We start from the raw sequence: 18,827 nt of genomic DNA, 5'->3' as shown, positions 1-18,827 counted from the left end.
AAACGCATCCGCTGCTCATGCGGATGCGTCAACTAGATCGAATGATGTGATCGGCTTTGGCTTTCGGATTGACCGTCTTGAGATAATGCGCTTCTCCCGGCCAATATCGGCGCTCATACTTGTCAAGCCGCTCCGACAAGTCGCCGATATACGTATCACGATGCAGGACACGTTCATACCGGACCTCTTGCGGACAGTCGAGATAGATGACGTAGTCGAAATAAGTGCACCATTCGTCACGGAGTAAAAAGATACCTTCAATCAGGATGAGCGCGTTCGGAGCAATCTCAACCGTTCGCATGATGACCTCATCCCGGTCTCGTTCATAATATGGCAACGTCAGCGTCGTCTCCCCTTCGTGAAGCGGTTTGAACAACGTCTCCACGAGCAAGTCGACGTCCCATTGCAGCGCATAATATTCCACCGCTTCCGGTTGTCCCGTCTCGTAACGCCGGTGTCGTTCGACGATGAAGTCATCGATATGTAGCACCACTTCATTCAATGAGGTCCCGCGCAACTTTTCGACGAGCGTCGTCTTCCCGGCTCCGCTCAAGCCATCGATGGCCACGATGAACGGACGGTCTTGTGGATGCTTGGCATATTCTTGGCGAAGTGTGTCCCGTAAGGTGTCCATCTCCTCATCCCCTTCCCACAAAAAAAAGTCAGCCGCTAGGGCTGACTTCAGTTTACCAAAGCACCCAACCTTTCGCTCCCGGAGGTGCACTTTCAATCAAGTGCCAAATCGGGATCGTGTAGGCGAAGGCGATCAAGACGAACGTGACAGTGATCCAAAGTTTCCAGTTCTCGAAGAAACGAGGCGTCTCCATCGCTGCCTCTTCCGTCTCAGCGAGCGGGAACTCCTCTTCTCCTTTCGGCGCGAGGAACGACAAGTTGAACATCGAGTAGACGAAGATGAGGACCGAAATCAAGAGAATCGTCCCACCGATCGCCATGGCGATATGGTACGGAATCCATTCGCGCGTGAGTGCGTCCGAGAAGTATGTCGCTGGACCAGTCCGACGCGGGTTACCTTGTAGACCTGAGATGTGCATCGCATAAGACATGATTGACATCCCGAACGCCCACGTTCCCGTTTGAATCAATCCGAGTCGGTTCATCGATTTCGTGAGTGTACGACCTCGAAGGACAGGAACGAGCCAATACGCAGTACCGAAGAACGTCAAGGCGACGGCCGTCCCGACTGTGATATGGAAGTGGCCCGTGACCCATAGTGTATTGTGGACCATCGCGTTCAATTGGTGTGACGCGTTGATGATCCCACCGGCACCTGCCGGAATGAAGAACAACATCCCGACGAACGGCGCGAGGAAGCGGACATCCCCATACGGCATCTTCTTGACCCAACCGAATAGACCGCGGGCACCGAGTGCGCGACCGCGCAACTCGAACGTCGCAAACAGCGAGAACGCCGTCATGAACGACGGAATGACGACGAGGAACGTCAAGATGACTTGAACGAACTTCCAAAACGGATCAATCCCTGGCTCTGTCAACTGGTGGTGGAAACCGACCGGGAACGAGAACAAGAGGAACAAGAGAAACGCCATCCGCGCGAGTGCATCCGAGAAAATCTTCCCGCCGATGACTTTTGGTACGACAGTATACCAGACGATATAAGCCGGCATGAGCCAGAAATAGACGAGCGGGTGACCAAAGTACCAGAAGAGCGTCCGTGACAACTCGATTCCGACCATGTCTTTCCAACCGAGCGAGAGCGGGAGAAGTTGGAACAAAATCGTTCCGGCGACACCGAGCGTGGCGATGACCCATAGGAGCATCGTCATGATACTCATATACGCTGGTAGTGGCGGATGAACGCCCGGATTCTCTCGTTTGTAGTCGGCATACATCCGGAACATGGCGAACGCAGACAACCAGGTACCGACGACGAACAAGACGAGACCGATATAGAAAATCGGGTCTGCCATGAGCGGTGCGTAGAACGTATACAATACAGTCGCTTTATTGGCGAGCACCATGATTGTGACGAGCACGGCGCCGGCGATGATCATCCAAAATCCGAGCCAGGCGACCCGGGTCGGGAACGACTCAAAACGTCCGAACGACTTGGCGAGGAGCGCGTAAAGAAGACCGATGATGAACATCGTCGTGAAGACGAGACCGAGCATGATTCCGTGTGCGGTCAACAATTGATAATAGCCGAACACTTCCGGAATGACACCTGTCCGGATGAGCGTTTGCATGAGTCCTGCCAAACCGCCAATCAAGACGGCGAGGACTGAGATGACGACGTGGGCGTATGCGAGGCGTGCTTCTTTGGCACCTATACTCGGTACCGGTACGCCGCGCTCCATTTCCCACTGCTTTAGTTTTGAGGCTACGTCATTCATTTAGTCCACCACCTTAATTTTTGTCGACATCATATGATGTCCGGTTCCACAGTATTCGTTACATAAAATCAAGAACTCGCCTGCCTCATCAAACGTATACGTGAGCGAGTTGATATGGCCGGGTACGACCATCATGTTGACCGGAGTCCCCGTCAACTGGAACCCATGGACGACGTCCGGTGAGGTGACGAGAAACGTGACTTTCGCACCTTTTGGAATTTCCACATTGCCCGGTGTGAACGTGAACGCTTGAGCGACCATGACGAGTTCATACTCGTTGTCGCCGATCTGATGAAGCCCTGGTTTGTCGAACGGTGCGGTTTGATGCACTTTTGCCGGGTCGATCAAATCAGCGTCCGAGGCTGGCTGATTCCCTGCCGCGAACGCAGAGATGCCGAGCACTGTCAAAAAGACGCCTAATAGAATAATGCCGAATACTAACCAATACTTCTCAAGTTTATGAATATGCATCGTGCTTCTCTCCCTTGCTCGTTATCGTGTCACAAATAAGTAAAAGACCGACGACCACATGGCAATGATGACGCCAGCGACAATCATGACCGATGTGAACGCGCCTTTTAAGTTCGGTTCTTGTCCATCGTTTTTCTCCACGTGAAGGACCCCTTTCCCTTTGATTTCCACTCTCATTGTATGAAATGGGACGTGGATTAATATGTGACATTTGTCACTTCAAAAGTGACAATCACATCAAATTCGCGTAGTTTTCACACATAAAGTTCACATTTAGAAAATAGGCATAAAAAAAAGGCGATTGCTCCGATATCGGTCGGTCCAATCACCCGTTTCTTCTCTTATGTTGTGACAACACGAATTGTCTGATCCTCTACAAAACGGATAGACAAATAGCACATCAAAGCCGACAAATGCCTGCGGGACAGCCTTCGCAATAACATAGTTCTTTTAAGAAATCGATGTCATGCAACACCATCGACGTCGGAGTCGTCGTCAACACACCTTCTTTACGCCACTGGTTCATCATTCGATTGACCGTTTCTCGAGGCGCACCAATCAATTGACCGAGTTCGCCGTCAGATGGATGTTTCGGGACGACGATCCCCTCCTGCTCCTCCACGCCGTGCATCGCCGCCATGCGAAGCAACGTCGAGGCGAGCGCACCTGGCTTCCCGTAGAGCAACAAGTCACGTAGTTTCATCTCGGACTGTTTACGCATCATCGACGTCCAACGCAACACCTCCGAGGCCAGTTGCGCATCTTGACGAACGAGCTCGTCCATCTCTTGTTTCGAAATCCATCCGATGACACTGTCTTCAGTCGTCTCGATACTATATGAGCTTGGGAACACCTCATCGATATCGAACTCTCCAAAGAAATCGTCAACTCCGTATATGAACATGATGAGCGAGCTTCCTTTTTTCGTCAGCTTCGTGAATTTGACGGTACCGCTCTTCAAGTAAAAGAATTTACTGCATTTTTCGCCTTCCCAACAAACGATACTTGCTTTCGAATATTCTTGAAACGTCATCATCTCGAATAATAGCTGTTTCGTCTCTTCTGAAAAAACGAAGCTGTTCGGTTGGGTCGTCCCACATTTCATAGTCATGTTGTCTGCTCCCTCCACTGGTCTCATGCCTAATCAGGCCTCGTGCGTGATCTATGGCTTTATTATACAGGAGGAAAATGGACATTTTCATAAAAGTATGTGACATTTCAAACAATCTTCTCATGTTTTCGTTCACAAAAAAAGACTGCAGGAAGCCTGCAGTCCAATCCAATCATCGGTAGACGAGTCGAATCAACTTCTCGGCCCCTTTAAAGTTTGGATAACGAACCGGTAAATCAAATTTCGTCGTATTGCGCAAAATCGATTTGGCGTGACTGAACGTCTCGAAGCTGTAACGACCGTGATACGAGCCCATACCGCTCTCACCGACTCCACCGAACGGAAGGTTCGGGTTGGTCAAATGCATGAGGACATCATTGACACAGCCTCCGCCGAACGTGAGGTGCTTCATCACCGTCTGCTCGACCGTTTTTGTCTCTGTGAACAAATAGAGCGCGAGCGGGTGTGGACGTGCTCCGACAAAGTCGATCACGTCGTCGAGTTGACGATACGTGAGCACCGGTAAAATCGGCCCAAAGATTTCATCCTTCATGACGTTCGCGTTTTCTTCGATATCCGTCAACACGGTCGGGGCGATTTTTAATTGATCGCGGTCGGTCTGGCCTCCGAAGAACACGTCGCCCTCGGTCAAATATCCGGTCAGGCGGTCGAAGTGTGTCGCATTGACAATCCGTGTGAACCGCTTTGTCCCGACACCGTTCCCAAACATCGTGAACGCCTCGCGTTTAATCGCTTCGAGGAACGCCTCGCGTTTTGATTCATGGACGAGGACATAGTCCGGAGCGACACACGTCTGTCCAGCGTTCATCCACTTGCCCCAGGCAATCCGTTTCGCAGCAATCTCGATATTGGCATCGTCATGGACGATTGCCGGCGATTTCCCGCCGAGTTCAAGCGTGACCGGCGTCAAATGTTTCGCCGCCGCTTCCATGACAATTTTACCGACCGGTGTCGACCCGGTGAAAAAGATATGGTCCCACTTTTGGGCAAGCAACTCGGACGCAACGTCCTTGTCCCCTTCGACGCTGACGACGTAGCGGTCAGTGAACGCCCGTTCGAGCACTTTTGTAATCATTTGGGCGACGTTCGGTGTCAATTCTGAAGGTTTGACGACGGCCGTGTTCCCTGCGGCGATTGCTCCAATGAGCGGCGCGATCGCCAACTGAAACGGATAGTTCCACGGAGCGATCACCAATACCGTGCCATAAGGTTCATACATGACCTCACTTTTCGTTCCGAGATGGATCGCGGCGCCACGGACACGTTTCGGCCGCATCCAACGCTTCAACTCACGCGTCGTCCGTGTAATCTCGTCATAGACAAAACCGATTTCCGTCGTGAACGCGTCGAGTTCTGATTTGTTCAAATCCTGCTCCAACGCTTGAAGAATCTCTGCTTCATGATGCTTGATTGATTCTTTTAAAAACGTCAACATGCTGAGACGGAATGCGAGCGACTTGGTCGCTTGCGTCCGAAAGAAGCGACGTTGTTTACGAATGAGCTCTTCAATGGTCAACTGTTCGATTGGTGCGAGCATAAATCTGCCTCCCTTGGATGATAGCGCTAGCTTCATCTTATCATTTCCTATTACCCATCGACCATTTTGAACCTTCGAAACACGTCCAGTCTATCTGACAGGCACGTCACGTTTTTTCGTTTTCTGCATGACGACGAGAATCAAGCCAGCGGCGAGCAAGATGCCTCCGGTTACCGTAAATTTTTGCGTCACCGAGATGGAGAGCCAGCCTAAAAAAGCCGATCCCGTCACCGTTCCGAGCGAGAAGAAGGCATAAAAATAGCCGTACGACTTGCCCCGATTAGCTTGATTCGTCGCTTTAATCAACATCGTATTGATTGCCGGGAATAAAATCGCGAACCCGACGCCATACAAGGCGAGCACGCCGTACAGAAGACCCGACGTCTCAGCCCGGCCGATCAACAGTTGACTCACCCCGAGAATCCCGACACCGAGTGCCCCGAGCTTCGCCGGTTCGATTTGATCGAACAAACGGTTCGTCGGCAACACAAACACGAGCACCGCCATGATGCCGAACGTGCTGAGCAACGTCCCGCTCAGACGAGAGTCATACCCGAGTGACTGCACGTATAAGGGAAGCAAGTACGCGAGCGCCCCTTGTGAGAACATCAACAGGAAAGCGCCGATATACGCCTTCACGACGTCACGATCGAGGCGCGACGGCTCTTCATCTGTACGATGGGAAGTTTCAACTGTTAACGTCGACGGGCGCAAAAAGACGAATGCGAGGAACGCGACCGCTGCCCCGTACAGCGCGACGTACGTGAAGACGACGGGTACGGTCGTCTGGCTCGCCATGATCCCGCTGAACGCCGGACCAACGATGGCTGCCAAACCGACAAAACTACCGGTCAACGCCACTTTTTTACCTTGACGGTTCGCGGCGGTCAAGTTGGCAGACAACGTGAACGCGGCCGGGACGATCAAGCCGGCGACAAAGCCGTGCACAATCCGGACGATGAGAAGCGTCGTCGATGAATCGACGAGGTGATATGAGATTAGACTGAGGCTCGATAGCCCGAGACCGACGAGCAAAATGACAATTGGACCAATCCGGTCGGTCCAAATGCCGGACAAAATGTTCCCGAACGTGTTCGACAACGAATAGATGGCGATGACGAGTCCGGCGATGAACGGTGTCGCTCCGACCGATGTCGCGAACGTGCTCATGACGGGAAGTTGGGCGAATAAATCAAAGAAAGCGAAAAAGACGATACTATAAATGACAAAAGCGGATGCTTTGTTCATGATCACAACTCCTTCGTACAGCTCGATGTTTGAACTGTTCGTTTCAGCTTCAGTCTAGCCTGCCGGTTTCACTTTGTATACACGAGAAAGCGTGCGGACACAAAAACGCCTTACAAACCATTGGTCTGTAAGGCGTGTTCATTAGTTTGTGACTTCGACCGCTGTGTCGAGTGCGACACGGATCATTTCGTCAAACGTCGATTGACGCTCTTCCGATGTCGTCTCTTCACCTGTCAACAAGTGGTCCGAGATCGTAAGAATCGTCAACGCGTTCACTTTATGTTTCGCAGCGAGTGTGTAGAGGCCTGCGGCTTCCATCTCGATCGCGAGGCAACCGAAGTCGGCCCACTTTTTGAAATGGTGGAAATCATCTTGGTAGAACTGGTCGGCCGTGAAGATTTGACCGACTTTGACCGGGATGCCGGCTTTTTCAGCATTCATATACGCACGATGTAGGAGGTCGAACGTCGCTGTCGGTGCATAATCCATCCCGTTGAAACGGACGCGGTTTTGACCCATCTCACTCGATGCACTCATGGCGATGACGACGTCACGTACTTTGACATCTTCTTGAATCCCGCCAGCCGTACCGACACGGATCAAGTTTTTCGCGCCGTATGACATAATCAATTCGTTCACGTAAATCGACATCGATGGAACGCCCATTCCTGTCCCTTGGACCGAAATGCGTTTTCCTTTATATGTCCCTGTGAAACCATACATCCCACGGACCTCGTTGTATAGCTCGACGTCCTCGAGGAACGTTTCCGCGATATATTTCGCGCGAAGCGGGTCTCCTGGTAATAATACCGTTTCTGCGATTTGTCCTGGTTCTGCCCCAATGTGTACACTCATGATTAAATTCCTCCTTCAAGATAGTCGTTGGCACTGTTCCCGATATTCATTGGGAGTGATGCCAACTTGTTTTTTAAAGACTTTCCGGAAATATTTATCATCCGAAAAGCCGACCGCTTGGGCGACTTCATAAATACGTTGTCTACTCGTCTCAAGGAGACGTTTCGCCTCGAGCATTCGGATCGACAGCAAGTATTCGGATAAGTTGACGCCGTACTGCTGTTTGAAGCGACGCGATATGTATTCGCGGCTCAAGTAAAAGCGCTCGCTCATCCCTTGTAAGCTGAGTTCTTCCGCATAATGGCGTTCGATGAACGCGCCAATCTGTAGAATCGGATCGTCTTCGTCAGGAGTGACGTCCGCGAGAGCGCGTGCGAGCGTCTCGTTCAAGACGTCTGGGTCAATCGGCTTCAGCAAGTAATCAAAACTACCGAGCTGAATCGCACGACGCATGTACGAATATTCGTCATAGCCCGTCAACACGATCAGCTTAGTCGTCTCAGCTTCCTGATGAACCCATTCCATCAACTCGATGCCGTTACATCGAGGCATCTGCAGGTCCGATAAAACCAAAGCCGGCCGTTCCTTGGCGATGATTCGTTTCGCTTCTTCCCCGTCCTGCGCCTCAATCAATTTCGTGACACCGAGTCGCTCCCACTCCCCGAGCAGTTTCACCGCTTCCCGTACCGGCGACTCATCGTCGACGATCAATACTTTCGTCATGACGCATCCGCCTCCTTCACGGCCGGGAAACGCATGACAATACGAAATCCGCCTGTCTCTGGTGTAGCCAACATAAACTGAGCCTCCCGATTATAGTTTAACATGAGTCGATCCCGAATGTTCTTTAAACCGGTACCTTCTGTCCCATTCAAAGGCTGGGTCGACACCTCAATCCGTTCTTTTAACAGCGCCAACTCTTCGTCCGCTATGTCTCGTCCGCTATTCTCACATCGAATCACGAGGTCAGGTCCCACTTGGTGAATCCGGACCGAGAAGCGGTTCGATGCTGTCGCGCCATCCCGTTCGAACCCGTGCTTAAAGAAATTCTCAGCAAGCGGCTGTAAAATCATCTTCGGGACGGTCAAGTCGAGAAGCGAATCAGGCACGTCGACCTCAATCTCAAATTGATCGGGAAAACGGACTTGTTGCAACCGAACATAAGACTTCAGATGGTCGACTTCACGTTTGAGCGTCACCATCGATTCGTCCGGATGCATCGTGTAACGCATCATCGAGGAGAGCTGGGTAATCAACCGATACACCGTCTTGCCGTCTCCTTTCAGGGCAAGCGTCCCAATCGACTGTAGGGCGTTGAACAGGAAGTGTGGGTTCGTCTGGGCTTGGAGCGCTCTCAGCTCGTTCGTTCGATTTTCAAGCGCCAGGCGATATTCTCGTTGAATCAAATCATCGATTCGTTCAATCATCCGCTTAAACTGTCGACCGAGCACACCGAACTCATCATTTCCTAGGGAATCGAATGAAACCGTCATATCCCCTTGTTCGATGCGCCAAATGTTTGAGGTGAGTGTCTTGATTGGCGTCGTCAAACGCATCGATGCGTACGTCGCACCAATCAACGCCAACACGAGCGACACCATCCCGACGACGAAAACGATGAACGACGTACGTGAAGCCGGCTCGGTCAACAGACGATCCGGAATCGATTTCCCGACGTAAAACGTCTGATTTTCAAACTCGAACGATTTGACGATGCGGTGGTGCTTCCCATCGCTCGACAGCGAGTTCGTCGATACGTTCTGCGGAATCTCGCCATCCCCGAGTTGAGCAAAGACTTGATTGCCGCCCCCGATGAACCAGAGACTCTCGCTCGGGTTATTCTGTAGCGAGGCGAGCTGGCCGGTGAAGACGTCCTCGGGGATATCAATCGACAAAATCGCGAGTGGCTGGTCCGTCTCGATTTTATCGAGTCGGAAATGAAGCGTGACGACCTCTTCTTCTGAGACGAGCGGACCGAAATCATGATACGGCACGAGCGGATGTGAGGCCTCGAGCAGGACGCGACTCTCTTCGTACTTCAACAACTGCTGCTGAATCGCGCTCGGTTGTCTTTTCGACCGCGGCGACACTTTCATTTTATAGGCGGCGAACGAGTCCATGTCCTCGAGCATGAGCAATTGAATCTGGGCGACGTCTTCCCGGGACAAATACATCCCGAGGAGCGCCCGTCGTACTTCGAGCTCGGTCTGCTCAAGTGACAGCCCTGGCCCGTATTCGAGAATATCGAGCACGTCACGGTTCGCATACAGACTTGTCGGCAAACGGCTCAAGTCCGAGACATACCGTTCCATCTGCAACGTCCCGCGCTCAAGCGACCATTCGGTGAGCTGAAGCCCCCGTTCCCGCTCCCGGTCTTTGACGTACCAAAACGAAATGACCGTCGCCAAAATGACGGGGACGATAATCGTCAACGCGATCATCCCCGTCAGCTTCGTCCGAATGCTCATCCACGCATCGCCTCCTCGATGTCATTATATCACGGCTTATGCAAGCGTTTGCAACACCTAGAACTAAAAAGGTCTACGGCCACATGCAGGGCCATAAACCGCTCTGTTCATTCATACGATTGAATCAATTCGATAATCCCTGCTGGTTGACCCGAATCGGCAGCGAGCTCAGCCGGTGTCATCCCGTCCTCATTCTCGAGGGACACGTCAGCCCCGCTCTCGAGCAACAGTTCGATCGTATCGATATCCGCGCCTTCCCTGTATAGCAAGTTATGGAGCGGCGTATCCCCATACAGATCTTGCGTGTTGACATCGGCCCCGTCTGCCAGCAATGCCGCGAACTCTTCGTACGATGCATCGTTATAGGCAAGTTCTTGAATTGGTTCTTCCGTCATTGTATCAAGCGAGCCAAAACCTTCTGAGAAGCCCGTCAATCCGTCGCTCGTGAACAACCAAGCGACAATCGCCACGTTCACAATCACGCTCAACACGATTGTGCTGATGATTGATCCTTTGACATATCCGGCCGTCTTGAAGACCGGGACGTTCGTTTCCCCCGCGTTCGTCGCGATGGCCGCGATCCGTTTCGGGAGCGGCGGATGCGACGATAACAGCTCACTCAGCTTGGCGATAAATCCGTTCTCACGGCTCGCTTCATATAAGTAGTCAAACTCGCTCACTTCTTTTGCTAACTTCCCACCGATGGCAAGAATCGTGAGGGCACGTTTCGATGCCGTTTGGTCTTGAATATGATGAGCTGCCATACGGTCACACGTAAACTCACAGGCACGTGAATAGGCTGACCCTAAAAACGGGATCCAGCCGCCGAGCATCATGGCCCACTGTTTTTGGACGTGATTACGGCGAATGTGTGCCAACTCATGTGCGATGACAAACTCAACTTCTTTTGTGTACCCATCACGTGACAACTCGACGATATCCGAATACAAGATAACCATGTTTTTTTGGAAGAAACGGGTCGCGAAAGCGTTCAAGACGCCTCCGGCTTGAAGAATATACACGTCCGGAAGTAAACGAATTCCCATTTCCTGTCCGACACGCTGATACGTCTGATACAAGTCGGCGAATTGACGCTCCGTCACTTTGACGCCGTTCGTGCGAATATATCCGATTTGAAGCCAGTGCGTGAACAGCGACAACGCCAAAATCGAGACGATCACCCATAAAAAGATGCCGAGCGAGGCGATCGTGAAGACAATTCCTAAAATTACCGTCAACACGCTGGCTGCGACGAGTAATCCAAAATACAATTTTTCGTTCTTATGTACCAATTGCGATTGTTTCATGTAAATTTCCCCTTCATTTTCCATATGAAGTCCATTATACCGGATAATTGGATATCGACAACAAAAAAATAGAAACTGACACAGATGTCAGTTTCTATTCGATGGTCAAGCGATACAGTTGATCGTCCTCATTGCTCGGATTCCCGCGTCCGTCTGTGTTGTTCGTGATGAAGTAGAGTTCTCCGTCGCCTAACCAGACGTCACGGATGCGCCCTCTATCCTCGACGAGCGGAGTGACCTCTTTCGTCTCTCGGTCGATGGCAACAAGGCGATTCCCACGAAGCGTCGCCATGTACACGTAACGATCATCCGCCTCGATTCCCGACGGGGCCCACGACGTCTCTCCGACCTCGAACCACGGTGTCTCGAGCCCGTCTCGTTCTTGATCTGCCTCGATGAGCGGCCAGCCATAGTTATTGCCCTCTTCAAGGATGTTCACTTCGTCATGGCCGGACGCTCCATGTTCACTCGCATAGAGCGTGTCCTCGACTTGCGTCAACCCTTGAGGATTACGGTGACCCGACGAATAAATCCAATCGGTCGGCTCGCCTGCTCCTGATAACGGCACCCGTAACACTTTTCCGGCAATTGACGTCTCGTCCTGAGCGAGATCCGGAACGAGGGCGTCTCCCGTCGTGACCCAAAGTGCGTCGCCATCGAGCAACAACCGGCCTCCGTTATGGAACTGGGCGCCTGGGATGTCATCTAGTACGACTGCCGTCTCTTGAAACTGTTCCCCGTCCCACGTCAATTCGACGACCCGGTTACGTACGTCCCCGGGTGTCCCGTACGTGTGATAGGCGTACACTTGTCGAGATGTCGCGAAGTCTTCCGCCAAGGCCAGGCCGAGTAGACCACCCTCCCCGATTTCGAGCACGTCTTCTTCGAGGACGACCGGTTGTCGGTCAAGGTTCCCTTCCGCATCAATGACGGCGATCGTGCCACCCCGTTCCGAGATGAGCCATCCTTGATCGGTCCTGATCATCGACCACGGTACGTCCAATTGCTCGACGACAGATTCGCTCGAACCGACTGTCAACGAACCGTCTGTTTCCGGCGCTTCCTCTTCGACAGGAGTGTCGCCCGCAGGCGTTTCTTCGGTCGACTCTTCGACCGGTGCCTCTTCTGGTTCCGGTGCGTCAGCAGGTTCCGATGCACAACCTGCCAATACGGCGAGTGACAATATGAGGATCCATCGTTTCAACATGATCGCCTCCTTTTCACCATCATACCGTGTCTTTAGTTGTCGCGTGAAGGTTCGGGTGGGCTAGCCGGTAAGCGAAGCGCGATCAACAGCGCGATGAACGCCGCGAGTGCCGCTCCGATGAAGACGGTGTTCAATCCTGTGGCGATGAGTTGCTCGCCTTGGAGCCGGACCGTGGCGTCTAACGTCTCGGTGACACTTCGATTGAAGAACGACTCGAGCGACACACCGCTTAACCCGGCCTCGTCACGGAAACCGCTGAGTACGATGAAGTTGAACACGGCACCAAACACGGCAACACCGAGCGTCTGACCGACGGTGCTCAAAAATGAGTTCGCCGCCGTTGCGGTACCACGTTGACGATACGATACAACCGTCTGTAAGACGACGATGAACATCGGCTGTGATAAGCCGAAACCGACCCCGATGATTGCCACGGCTAGATAGACGAAAAGGTCTGGGCTCGATTGCGTGAGCAGCGTCAACATGATCGTCCCAATCAAGAGCAGGCTCATCCCCGTGACGGCCCGACGGCGTGGGGATGCTGCCCCGAGCGTGCGACCGCCAATGATTGACGTGAACGTCCATGCGACCGAGAGCGGCATGAGCATGAATCCGGCTTCCGTCGCTGATTTCCCAAGGACGGCCTGTGCCCAAATCGGGATATAGGCCGACATTGACACGAGCACCCACGCCGCGAAGAAGACGGCCCCGTTGATGGACGCGATGATTGGTTGTTTCAATAATTCGAGTGGCAACAACGGTGTCTTCACCCGTCGTTCCGATAAGAAGAAACTGGTGAGCAAGATGACGCTGAAAACGGCACTGACGATAATCGACGGCGTCCAGACGTTCGTCTCGCTGAACGTGATCAATCCATATAAGAATGCCGTCGTCCCAAACGCGAACAACAGCGCTCCTTTGACGTCAATCCGCTCCGTCGTCTCCGTCACCGTCTCTTTATAGAAGACAATGATCATGATGAACGATAAGAGCGCGAACGGTACGTTCAATAAGAAGACGTAGCGCCAAGACAACGTCTCGACCAAGAAACCGCCGATGACCGGACCGAGCACGCCCGATACGCCCCACACCGCGCTCAAAATCCCTTGAATCTTGCCGCGCTCTTCATATTTATATAAATCACCGATAATCGTCATCGAAATCGGTAAGACCGCACCGGCGCCGAGCCCTTGAAGCGCCCGGAAGACAATCAGTTGTTCCATCGATGTGGCAAGTCCGCAAAGAAGTGAGGCGATTGTGAACAGCCCGATCCCGAATAACAGGACACGCTTGCGGCCGAACAAATCGGCCACCTTCCCATAGATTGGTGTCGATACCGCCGTGAACAGCAAGAAGGCGGCAAACACCCAGCTCACGAGGGCGGCCCCGTTCAATTCACTCGCGATGACCGGCGTCGCGACGGAGACGACCGTCCCTTCAATCGCCGCTAAAAAAGTCGCCAACAACAGCGCGACCGTAACATTCTTTCTCATTTGTTTCATCTCCCCAACAAAATAGTGGTGCCGGAAGGTTCCGAGCACCACTTCAACTATCTATTATTTTGTGCGAGCGACGACCGTTTGACAAGCCTCAACTTCCGATTCAAAAAAGAAACGTTTGATTTCAGCGTAGGCCAACGCTTCGTCTGTTACGACGACACGACCCGCGAGCTGACCACCCTTGAGCATCCATACCTCGTCAGCGAGCATCGCCGCAACGTCGAGCTGGTGCGTCGAGCAGACAATCGTCGCCCCGCGCTCAGCTTCTTCCCGCAACAGGCCACCGAGCAGACGCATCCAAGTCGGATCGAGTCCGTTCGTCGGTTCATCGAGGAGTAGGATGTCTGGTTTCGTCACGAGCGCCTGCGCCAGCAAGAGACGTTGACGCATCCCTTTTGACAACTTCCCGACGTCCTGACTTCTCAATCCGTCGAGACCGACGCGCTTCAATAGTGCCAAATCCGGCTTCACACCTTGCCATAATGCGTAGTAGGCGTAGGTTTCACCGACGGTCCAAGACGGGTCGAACGCAAAGTCGTCTGGCATGTATCCAAACGTCTGATGGTACGCCTTGCCGTCATCGATTGTCAGACCGTTCAAGGACACGCTCCCGACGCTTGGGGAAATCGTGCCGTTCATGAGATTCAACAGCGTCGACTTCCCAGCACCGTTGCTGCCACATAAAGCGACGATCTGACCTGAAGCAATCATTCCATCAAGCGGATGGAGCGCCCATGACTCGCCGTAGCGTTTCCCTACTTGATTAAGCTGAATCATGTCGTCCCTCCCATCTTAACCACCAAGCCGCCGCGCCCAATAGACTGAGAATGACCCCGACGATCGTCGCACCGACGACGGCCGTACCGACCGGGCCGTCGAGCCAACCAATAAACGTCTCATAGATGGCCCCGAACAAATCGGGGGCCGCCAATACTGCACTCACCCAGACTCGCAACAGCTCGAATCCGTTCAAGAAAAGGGCACCGACCATCGCTTCCGCCTGAACCCCGTACGGCATCCACGCGATGACACTCACGAGCACCGTCGGCCATAATAAAATCATGACAATCCAGACGAGGAAAGACATGAGGACGGCTTGAAGCCGATTTCGGCCGATGACGCCAACGAATGTCCCGAGCGCCGTACCATACGCGATGAGGCCAAACGAATATGCCCATAGGACGACCCACGTCTTGAGAGGCATCGATACGAAGAATGACGAGAGCGCATAGGCGAGCGTGACAATCAAAGCCTGCGTCGTGAGAAAGGCGCTGTAACGCATCCAGACGAGTCGAAACATCGATAGCGGGTACGTCGTCAATAGTCGCAACCGTTTCGACTCCCGTTCTCCCCCCCACTGGAGCGCCGTCGTCAACATGACGAACAGGGGCAAGACGAGGCCGATGATGGTGAGCAATGTCGCGTTGATGTTCGTGTAGGCGGTCGCCACCGGCAGTGCTTGCCCGAGACCGCCGAGCAGCACGAGTGTCACCATCCAGGTGAACAGGAAGACATAACTCTCTTTTTGACGTAACGTGCGCGACCACTCGATCCGCCACAGCATCATTTACTGTCCGTGGCCTTCTGACGAATCGCTATCACTCATCTTGTTGTCATCATCTGTGTGCATCTTTTTATGTTGTTTCATTTCTCCGCGTTCCCATGAATGGCTCTTCAAGTCGTCGAGGTCCATGACCGTGCCACCGTTCTCGTCCACATAAGCCTCAGCATCCGCTGCCTTCGCGAACGAGACGATATTGTAAGCCATCGGTGTCTTCGACATCTTATCGTAAACGAACGCCCCTTCTTCGAGGTCGACCCATTCTTTCGTGTTGTAGTCTTTGACGTACATGGCCGCGATGTCTTCCTCCGTTTGTTCTGGATACCAGTCCCGCATCAAACACCCGATGTCATCAAACGCATAGCCTTTTCCGTTGTCCATGATCGCCTCGGCAGCGAACTGTTCGTCCATGATCTTCATGTTACACACCTCGCATTCGGTCTCGCCCCATTTGATGTCGAACGGTTCCGCCGCCGCACTCGAACATGCCCCTAAGGCTAGCGTCAATCCTGACGCGGTGAGTAATCCTGCCATCTTCTTATAAGTAATCATCTTGTTTCCTCCCAAATCGCCATAATAAAATCAATAATCCACTCAACACGGTTGCCCCAACTGTTCCTTGCCATTCCAACTCGAACGACGTCGCCCGGGGCGAAACGTCGGTGAGCGTGACCTCGTCGGGGCTCCTGAGGACACGCTCGAGTACGGTCAATCCTGGGGCCCCGTACAATAATTCAAACGCTTCATATGAATCAGCGAGTAAAAACAAATACGGATCGGCCCGATACGGGATCTCACTCTGTCCATCCCGTGTCAAATCAAGTGTCTGTCCACCCCAATCGTTCCCGACGACCACGTTATCGGCCGCTTCGAATGATACGACGGGATAGCGATTATTCGTCACATCGTTCCCGGTCAGCGTCATCCCGTTAGCCCGTTTTAAACGCAGGCCAATATCATTTCCGTTCACTCCATTGTCGTGAATCGCTGTCCATTCCGACTTCTCGGCATAGATGCCGACACGGTTCCCATAGATCGCATTGGCGCGGATGCTCGTTTCAACCGCTTCGAACAACATGAGTCCCATCCCGCTCGCACCGACTTGGTCATAGATTTGTCCATTTTCGATGCGGACGCGCTCGGTCCCCATCACCATCGCGCCCGTTTTATTGTGGTGCAGGTTCGGTGATAGAATCGAGACGTCCGTCGGGAACATGAGATGAATGCCGTACCTTGAGTTCGTGACGAGCGGTCGGACCAATTCGTGTCCGGTCCCATTTTCGATATAAATCCCGTCACGGACATGGTCGATGCTGGCTCCTTTGATCACAGTCGCTTCGCTATCGTGGATGGAGATGCCGTCTTCACGGCCCTTGCCCGTCACGTTCGGGCGAATCAATCGGACCCCGTAACTATCCTCGACAGCAATCCCGGTCCCGGCCGCCTCGATTGTGACATCGATGACTTGATGGCCGAGTCCTACGATAAATACCGCGGGTCCCCTGGCCTGATTGCACTGCTCGATCTCGACGTTCTCGAGCACGGCCCCGGTCCCTTCAAGTTGAAATGCAGGGCGTTCGCAACTGCTGAATCGCTTTCCTTCGCCGTTAAACGTTTCGTTCGATTGAATCACGATTGGTGCTTCGAGCGACACCGCCCCTGTATCCGCGTGTACTGCTGCGGGCGCGAAAAACCATAACGCGAGTAACCAGCCTAGTTGTCTCATAACCCCTCCTCTTGATGAATCGCTTACAAACCATATTGTACGAAAACCTAGGGGGGTATGTGTGTCGTTTTTATGGGATTCGTTTGACAGTTTCTTCATAAAAAAAACACAAGCGGCGAAGGGGTCATTTCGCCGCTTGTGTTGCTGTTATTTCGCCTTGTCGGCCCATACTTTCGTGAAGTCTTGGAGCATCTCGTCGCCGGTCTTTTGACCGCCAACGTACGCTTGCATCAACGCACCATATTCGTTGACCGCACCATCCGGGTACTTGAACCAGTTCCATGAGATCGTCTTGCCTTCGTTCGAATAGGCCAAGATATCATCAGCCAGTGGTCCAAGGTCGTTCGCTTCAATCGATTTGAACGCCGGGATGAATTTGAACTTGTTGACCATATAGTCTTTACCTGTGTCGGATGTCGCCATCCACTCGAGGAAGTCTTTCGCTTCTTCCTTATACTCCGAGTTTTTGTTGACGACCCAGTTGTTCGGGACACCGACCGGCAAGCGGTCCATCTTCTCTTTGTCATCGTTAATCGGGATTGGCACGAAGCCCATCTCGATGTCCGGGTTTACGTCGAGAATCATCTGTTGGGCCCAGTTCCCTTGTTGGAGCATTGCCGTCTCACCTTGCGCGAACTGTGTGACTTGCGTATTATAGTCCGTCGTGAGTGGATTCTTATTGCCGTATTTGATGGTGAGGTCGAACAGTTTCAAGAACTGTTGGAACTGCTCGTTGTCCTCAAATTTCCCTTTATTCTCGTTCAATGCCTGGATGAACGCATCCGGATCGTCTTGTTGCGCCATTGGAATGTTGAGCAAGTGGATTCCGAGAATCCAGAACTCGGCGTAACCGACTGAGAACGGTGTGATGCCCGCTTTGTCCAATTTCTCAGCCGCATCCGTCAACTCTGACAACGTCTTCGGCAGTTCGCTGATGCCGGCCTTTTCGAACAGCTCTTTATTATAGATGAAACCATACCCTTCCAAGTTCATCGGCATTCCGTAAAGTTTGTCGTCCATCGTCATCGGTTCTTTGGCCACTTCCGTCAAATCACCGACCCACTTCTCGCCTGACAAGTCTTCCAATTTGTCCTTCCACGTCTGCGCTTCGGTAAAGCCACCATTATTGAAGATATCCGGCTCGTTGCCCGACGCGAACTGTGACTTGAGCGCAGCGCCGTAATCGGCTCCGCCGCCGACTGTTTGAACGGTCACTTTGACGCCGGTCTCTTCCTCGTATTCTTTCGCCATCGCTTCGAGGTCTTTGGCAATTTCCGCTTTGAACTGGAAGACGTTCAACGTGACATCTTGCTTATCCCCGTTATCCGCGTTCGCATCGTTCGATCCTTCATCTTCCGTAAGCGACCCGCCGCCACAGGCCGCAAGTGTCAATACCATTCCCGCCGTCATGACGGCGGTTGATAATCTCCATTTACGTTTCATT

The 18,827-nt window shown here is 52.7% G+C and carries 18 protein-coding genes; all 18 read right to left on the bottom strand.

The genetic code is table 11. The features are described 5' to 3' along the window. Window positions 1-28: 28 nt before the first annotated feature. Complete coding sequence (locus EVJ34_RS13065) at window positions 29-634, bottom strand: kinase (protein WP_131485892.1); 606 nt, start codon at window positions 632-634, stop codon at window positions 29-31. A 52-nt stretch (window positions 635-686) separates the two neighbouring features. Beyond that, window positions 687-2,372 carry a b(o/a)3-type cytochrome-c oxidase subunit 1 gene (locus tag EVJ34_RS13060; RefSeq protein WP_131485891.1) on the bottom strand — a complete coding sequence of 562 codons (1,686 nt, stop codon included), beginning with the start codon at window positions 2,370-2,372 and terminating at the stop codon, window positions 687-689. Further along, a complete protein-coding gene (locus EVJ34_RS13055) occupies window positions 2,373-2,843 on the bottom strand; it encodes a cytochrome c oxidase subunit II (RefSeq protein ID WP_131437724.1) in 471 nt (156 codons plus the stop codon). It lies immediately after the preceding gene. 21 nt (window positions 2,844-2,864) lie between these two features. Further along, window positions 2,865-2,984, bottom strand: coding sequence for a cytochrome c oxidase subunit 2A (locus tag EVJ34_RS13050; protein WP_236636714.1), 120 nt, complete (start codon window positions 2,982-2,984; stop codon window positions 2,865-2,867). A 259-nt stretch (window positions 2,985-3,243) separates the two neighbouring features. Continuing rightward, window positions 3,244-3,954 carry a Crp/Fnr family transcriptional regulator gene (locus EVJ34_RS13045; protein ID WP_131485889.1) on the bottom strand — a complete coding sequence of 237 codons (711 nt, stop codon included), beginning with the start codon at window positions 3,952-3,954 and terminating at the stop codon, window positions 3,244-3,246. Window positions 3,955-4,126: 172 nt separating this feature from the next. Further along, complete coding sequence (locus EVJ34_RS13040; RefSeq protein ID WP_131485888.1) at window positions 4,127-5,512, bottom strand: aldehyde dehydrogenase; 1,386 nt, start codon at window positions 5,510-5,512, stop codon at window positions 4,127-4,129. 90 nt (window positions 5,513-5,602) lie between these two features. After that, entirely contained in the window at window positions 5,603-6,760 is a 1,158-nt protein-coding gene (locus EVJ34_RS13035; protein WP_131485887.1) for an MFS transporter, read from the bottom strand. Window positions 6,761-6,901: 141 nt separating this feature from the next. Further along, entirely contained in the window at window positions 6,902-7,615 is a 714-nt protein-coding gene (gene deoD / locus EVJ34_RS13030) for a purine-nucleoside phosphorylase (protein WP_131437714.1), read from the bottom strand. A gap of 15 nt (window positions 7,616-7,630) precedes the next feature. After that, the gene (locus EVJ34_RS13025; protein ID WP_131485886.1) at window positions 7,631-8,338 is read right to left on the bottom strand and encodes a response regulator transcription factor; all 708 of its coding nucleotides are present in this window, start codon (window positions 8,336-8,338) and stop codon (window positions 7,631-7,633) included. Next, the gene (locus EVJ34_RS13020) at window positions 8,335-10,083 is read right to left on the bottom strand and encodes a sensor histidine kinase (protein ID WP_131485885.1); all 1,749 of its coding nucleotides are present in this window, start codon (window positions 10,081-10,083) and stop codon (window positions 8,335-8,337) included. The genes EVJ34_RS13025 and EVJ34_RS13020 overlap by 4 nt, the downstream gene beginning before the upstream one ends. Before the next feature lie 107 nt (window positions 10,084-10,190). Continuing rightward, complete coding sequence (locus EVJ34_RS13015) at window positions 10,191-11,390, bottom strand: M48 family metallopeptidase (protein ID WP_161568920.1); 1,200 nt, start codon at window positions 11,388-11,390, stop codon at window positions 10,191-10,193. A gap of 94 nt (window positions 11,391-11,484) precedes the next feature. Next, window positions 11,485-12,594 carry a PQQ-dependent sugar dehydrogenase gene (locus EVJ34_RS13010; RefSeq protein WP_236636713.1) on the bottom strand — a complete coding sequence of 370 codons (1,110 nt, stop codon included), beginning with the start codon at window positions 12,592-12,594 and terminating at the stop codon, window positions 11,485-11,487. Window positions 12,595-12,629: 35 nt separating this feature from the next. After that, window positions 12,630-14,090, bottom strand: coding sequence for an MDR family MFS transporter (locus EVJ34_RS13005; protein ID WP_131485883.1), 1,461 nt, complete (start codon window positions 14,088-14,090; stop codon window positions 12,630-12,632). A 63-nt stretch (window positions 14,091-14,153) separates the two neighbouring features. After that, on the bottom strand, window positions 14,154-14,873 hold the full coding sequence (locus EVJ34_RS13000; RefSeq protein WP_131437704.1) for an ABC transporter ATP-binding protein: 720 nt from the start codon (window positions 14,871-14,873) through the stop codon (window positions 14,154-14,156). Beyond that, the gene (locus EVJ34_RS12995) at window positions 14,860-15,660 is read right to left on the bottom strand and encodes an ABC transporter permease (protein ID WP_131485882.1); all 801 of its coding nucleotides are present in this window, start codon (window positions 15,658-15,660) and stop codon (window positions 14,860-14,862) included. The genes EVJ34_RS13000 and EVJ34_RS12995 overlap by 14 nt, the downstream gene beginning before the upstream one ends. 3 nt (window positions 15,661-15,663) lie before the next feature. Then, window positions 15,664-16,209, bottom strand: a complete 546-nt coding sequence (locus EVJ34_RS12990; protein WP_131485881.1) for a nitrous oxide reductase accessory protein NosL — start codon at window positions 16,207-16,209, stop codon at window positions 15,664-15,666. Then, window positions 16,196-17,383, bottom strand: a complete 1,188-nt coding sequence (locus tag EVJ34_RS12985; protein ID WP_131485880.1) for a right-handed parallel beta-helix repeat-containing protein — start codon at window positions 17,381-17,383, stop codon at window positions 16,196-16,198. The genes EVJ34_RS12990 and EVJ34_RS12985 overlap by 14 nt, the downstream gene beginning before the upstream one ends. 147 nt (window positions 17,384-17,530) lie before the next feature. Further along, window positions 17,531-18,826 (bottom strand): ABC transporter substrate-binding protein, encoded by a 1,296-nt coding sequence (locus EVJ34_RS12980; protein WP_131485879.1) that lies wholly within the window; start codon window positions 18,824-18,826, stop codon window positions 17,531-17,533. Window position 18,827: the final 1 nt, after the last annotated feature.

Origin of the sequence: Exiguobacterium sp. SL-9, from assembly GCF_004336985.1 — a bacterium.
Taxonomy (GTDB): Bacteria; Bacillota; Bacilli; order Exiguobacteriales; family Exiguobacteriaceae; genus Exiguobacterium.
Note: the sequence above shows the minus strand (reverse complement) of the source record. Positions and strands in the feature narration are given on the sequence as shown.

Bases quoted from the DNA above. Each gene is read 5' to 3' on its own strand.
- EVJ34_RS13065 (WP_131485892.1), bottom strand. From the start codon at position 634: ATGGACACCTTACGGGACACACTTCGCCAAGAATATGCCAAGCATCCA.
- EVJ34_RS13060 (WP_131485891.1), bottom strand. From the start codon at position 2,372: ATGAATGACGTAGCCTCAAAACTAAAGCAGTGGGAAATGGAGCGCGGC.
- EVJ34_RS13055 (WP_131437724.1), bottom strand. From the start codon at position 2,843: ATGCATATTCATAAACTTGAGAAGTATTGGTTAGTATTCGGCATTATT.
- EVJ34_RS13045 (WP_131485889.1), bottom strand. From the start codon at position 3,954: ATGACTATGAAATGTGGGACGACCCAACCGAACAGCTTCGTTTTTTCA.
- EVJ34_RS13040 (WP_131485888.1), bottom strand. From the start codon at position 5,512: ATGCTCGCACCAATCGAACAGTTGACCATTGAAGAGCTCATTCGTAAA.
- EVJ34_RS13035 (WP_131485887.1), bottom strand. From the start codon at position 6,760: ATGAACAAAGCATCCGCTTTTGTCATTTATAGTATCGTCTTTTTCGCT.
- deoD (WP_131437714.1), bottom strand. From the start codon at position 7,615: ATGAGTGTACACATTGGGGCAGAACCAGGACAAATCGCAGAAACGGTA.
- EVJ34_RS13025 (WP_131485886.1), bottom strand. From the start codon at position 8,338: ATGACGAAAGTATTGATCGTCGACGATGAGTCGCCGGTACGGGAAGCG.
- EVJ34_RS13020 (WP_131485885.1), bottom strand. From the start codon at position 10,083: ATGAGCATTCGGACGAAGCTGACGGGGATGATCGCGTTGACGATTATC.
- EVJ34_RS13015 (WP_161568920.1), bottom strand. From the start codon at position 11,390: ATGAAACAATCGCAATTGGTACATAAGAACGAAAAATTGTATTTTGGA.
- EVJ34_RS13005 (WP_131485883.1), bottom strand. From the start codon at position 14,090: ATGAGAAAGAATGTTACGGTCGCGCTGTTGTTGGCGACTTTTTTAGCG.
- EVJ34_RS13000 (WP_131437704.1), bottom strand. From the start codon at position 14,873: ATGATTCAGCTTAATCAAGTAGGGAAACGCTACGGCGAGTCATGGGCG.
- EVJ34_RS12995 (WP_131485882.1), bottom strand. From the start codon at position 15,660: ATGCTGTGGCGGATCGAGTGGTCGCGCACGTTACGTCAAAAAGAGAGT.
- EVJ34_RS12990 (WP_131485881.1), bottom strand. From the start codon at position 16,209: ATGATTACTTATAAGAAGATGGCAGGATTACTCACCGCGTCAGGATTG.
- EVJ34_RS12985 (WP_131485880.1), bottom strand. From the start codon at position 17,383: ATGAGACAACTAGGCTGGTTACTCGCGTTATGGTTTTTCGCGCCCGCA.
- EVJ34_RS12980 (WP_131485879.1), bottom strand. From the start codon at position 18,826: ATGAAACGTAAATGGAGATTATCAACCGCCGTCATGACGGCGGGAATG.